This is a genomic window from Amycolatopsis thailandensis (genome assembly GCF_042723255.1).
Taxonomy (GTDB): domain Bacteria; phylum Actinomycetota; class Actinomycetes; order Mycobacteriales; family Pseudonocardiaceae; genus Amycolatopsis; species Amycolatopsis thailandensis.
In genome coordinates this window covers 1-2,911 of record NZ_JBHXJK010000264.1, presented here as the reverse complement: position 1 = coordinate 2,911, position 2,911 = coordinate 1, and the positions used below count along the sequence as shown (strand labels likewise).

Annotated in this window: 2 protein-coding genes; both read right to left on the bottom strand. The window is 69.3% G+C overall.

Features of this window, described 5'->3' with window-relative positions:
• Positions 1-88: 88 nt before the first annotated feature.
• Positions 89-2,323: a catalase/peroxidase HPI gene (gene katG / locus ACFWMR_RS42550; protein WP_378382491.1), complete on the bottom strand. Its 2,235-nt coding sequence runs from the start codon at positions 2,321-2,323 to the stop codon at positions 89-91.
• A gap of 23 nt (positions 2,324-2,346) precedes the next feature.
• A complete protein-coding gene (locus tag ACFWMR_RS42545; RefSeq protein ID WP_093935600.1) occupies positions 2,347-2,772 on the bottom strand; it encodes a Fur family transcriptional regulator in 426 nt (141 codons plus the stop codon).
• Positions 2,773-2,911 lie beyond the last annotated feature (139 nt).

The following is a 2,911-nucleotide window of genomic DNA, read 5'->3' as shown; positions in this document are numbered from 1 at the left end:
CCCTGAGGGGGGTCACGCCCCCCTACCCCCGCAACCGCGGGGGGTGGGGGCCCACCCCCCGCGGAGACGCGTTCAGCGGACGAAAGCGTCAGGCCAGGTCGAACCGGTCGAGTTCCATGACCTTCGTCCAGGCCGCGACGAAGTCGGCGGCGAACCGCTCGCGGGCGCTCTGGCCCGCGTAGACCTCGGAAAGCGCCCGCAGCTGGGAGTTGGAGCCGAAGACGAGGTCGACCGCGGTCGCGGTCCATTTCACCTTGTCCGTGGCCACGTCGCGGATCTCGTACACGTTCTCCTCGGACTCCGACACCTTCCACCGCGTGCCGGGCGAGAGGAGGTTGGTGAAGAAGTCGTTGGTGAGCACGCCGGGCCGGTCGGTGAGGACGCCGTGCCGGGTGTCACCGTGGTTGATCCCGAGGGAGCGCAGACCGCCGGCGAGGACGGTCATCTCGGGCGCGGTCAGGTCGAGCATGTAGGCGCGTTCGACGAGCAGGATCTCCGGTTGCAGCTTCTCGCCGGGACGCAGGTAGTTGCGGAACCCGTCGGCGCGAGGTTCGAGCAGCGCGAACGATTCGACGTCGGTGTCCTCCTGCGTGGCGTCGGTACGCCCCGGGTGGAACGGCACGGTCACCTCGGTGCCCGCGTCGCGCGCCGCCTTCTCGACGGCGGCCGAGCCCGCCAGCACGATCAGGTCGGCCAGCGAGATCTTGGCGCCGCCCGCGTCGTTGAACTCGCGCTGGATGCTCTCCAGCGTCTCCAGGACGCCCGCGAGCCGCTCGGGTTCGTTGACCTCCCAGTCACGCTGGGGTGCCAGCCGGATCCGGGCGCCGTTGGCCCCGCCGCGTTTGTCGGTGGACCGGAAGCTCGCGGCGGACGCCCACGCGGTACCGACCAGCTGGGCGACCGAGAGGCCGGATTCGAGAACCTTCGCCTTGAGCGCGGCGATGTCGGCGTCGCCGACGAGGTCGTGGTCGACGTCCGGCACCGGGTCCTGCCACAGCTGCGGTTCGGGCACCCACGGCCCCAGGAAACGGCTGACCGGGCCCATGTCGCGGTGCAGGAGCTTGTACCAGGCCTTGGCGAACGCGAGGGCGAACTCGTCCGGGTGTTCCAGGAACCGGCGCGAGATCCGTTCGTACGCCGGGTCGACGCGCAACGCCAGATCCGTCGTGAGCATGGTCGGCTTGTGCTTCTTGGCCGGGTCGTGCGCGTCCGGGATGATCGCCTCGGCGTCCTTGGCGACGTACTGCTTGGCGCCGCCGGGGCTCGTGGTGAGCTCCCATTCGTAGCCGAAGAGGATCTCGAAGAACCGGTTGCTCCACTGCGTCGGCACGTCGGTCCAGGTCACTTCGAGACCGCTGGTGATCGCGTCGGCGCCCTTACCGCTGCCGTGGCTGCTCAGCCAGCCGAGGCCCTGCGCCTCGATCGGGGCGCCCTCGGGCTCCGGGCCCACGTGCGCGTCGGCGTCGCCCGCGCCGTGGGTCTTGCCGAAGGTGTGGCCGCCGGCGATGAGCGCGACGGTCTCCTCGTCGTTCATCGCCATCCGGGCGAAGGTCTCGCGGATGAAGTGCGCCGCCGCGGCCGGATCCGCGTTGCCGCGCGGTCCTTCGGGATTGACGTAGATGAGGCCCATCTCGGTCGCGCCGACGTCGGGCACCATCTCGGTGTCGGTGGCGTAGCGCTCGTCACCCAGCCAGGTGTCTTCCGGCCCCCAGAAGATCTCCTCGGGCTCCCAGGTGTCCACGCGGCCGAAGCCGAAGCCGAACGTCTCGAAGCCCATCGACTCCAGCGCGACGTTGCCCGCGAGCACCAGCAGATCGGCCCACGAGACCTGCTGGCCGTACTTCTCCTTGACCGGCCACAGCAGCCGCCGCGCCTTGTCGAGGTTGGCGTTGTCCGGCCAGCTGTTGAGCGGGGCGAACCGCTGCCCGCCGTCACCGGCGCCGCCGCGGCCGTCGTGGATGCGGTACGTTCCCGCGGCGTGCCAGCTCATCCGGATCATCAGGCCGCCGTAGTGACCGAAGTCGGCGGGCCACCAGTCCTGCGAGGTGGTGAGCACCTCGACGATGTCCCGTTTGAGCGCTTCGACGTCGAGCTTGGCGAACTCCTTGGCGTAGCTGAAGTCCGCGCCGAGCGGATCGGCCTTCGACGAGTGGACGTGCAGCACCGACAGGTCGAGCTGGTTGGGCCACCAGTCCTTGTTGGTGCGCGGACGGCCGCCCGACTTCGGGGTCGGCGAATCGATCGCCGGGTTTTCGCTCTCGCTTCCGTGCGCGGTCACGGAGTCTTGGGCCACCGGGCAGCCCTTCTCCGGTGTGTCACTCATTTTCTTCCTTCCAGGCAGGCGATTCATCGCTGTACGGGTTCGGCCGCACAGCCGGGGCAGACACCCCAGTAGACGACCTCCGCCTCGTCGACCACGAACCCGTGGTCGCCGGAGGCGCTGAGACAAGGGGCATGGCCGACGGCGCAATCGACGTCCGCGATCGCGCCGCAGGAACGGCACACGACATGGTGATGGTTGTCCCCCACCCGGGTCTCGTAGCGGGCGAGCGCGCCGGCGGGCTGGATGCGCCGGATCAGACCGGTTTCGGTGAGCGCTCGCAGCACGTCGTAGACCGCCTGGTGCGAGACCGTGGGAAGGTCGGCCCGCACCAGCGCTATCACCGTTTCGGTGTCGACGTGCGGATGGTCTCGCAGCGCCGCGAGCACGGCCAGCCGAGGCCGGGTCACGCGCAACGAGACCGCACGCAGCTGTGCCTCGAAGTCGGACATCACCGAAAACGATAGGAGCGTGTCTGGACTCGGTCAAATCATGGCGGCGGAAATCCCTCGGTCAGGGTGATCGTGAGTGGCGGTTTGGGGTGTTAACCCCAACGCCCCAAAACAACCCCCCCCCCCCAACGGGAACCCC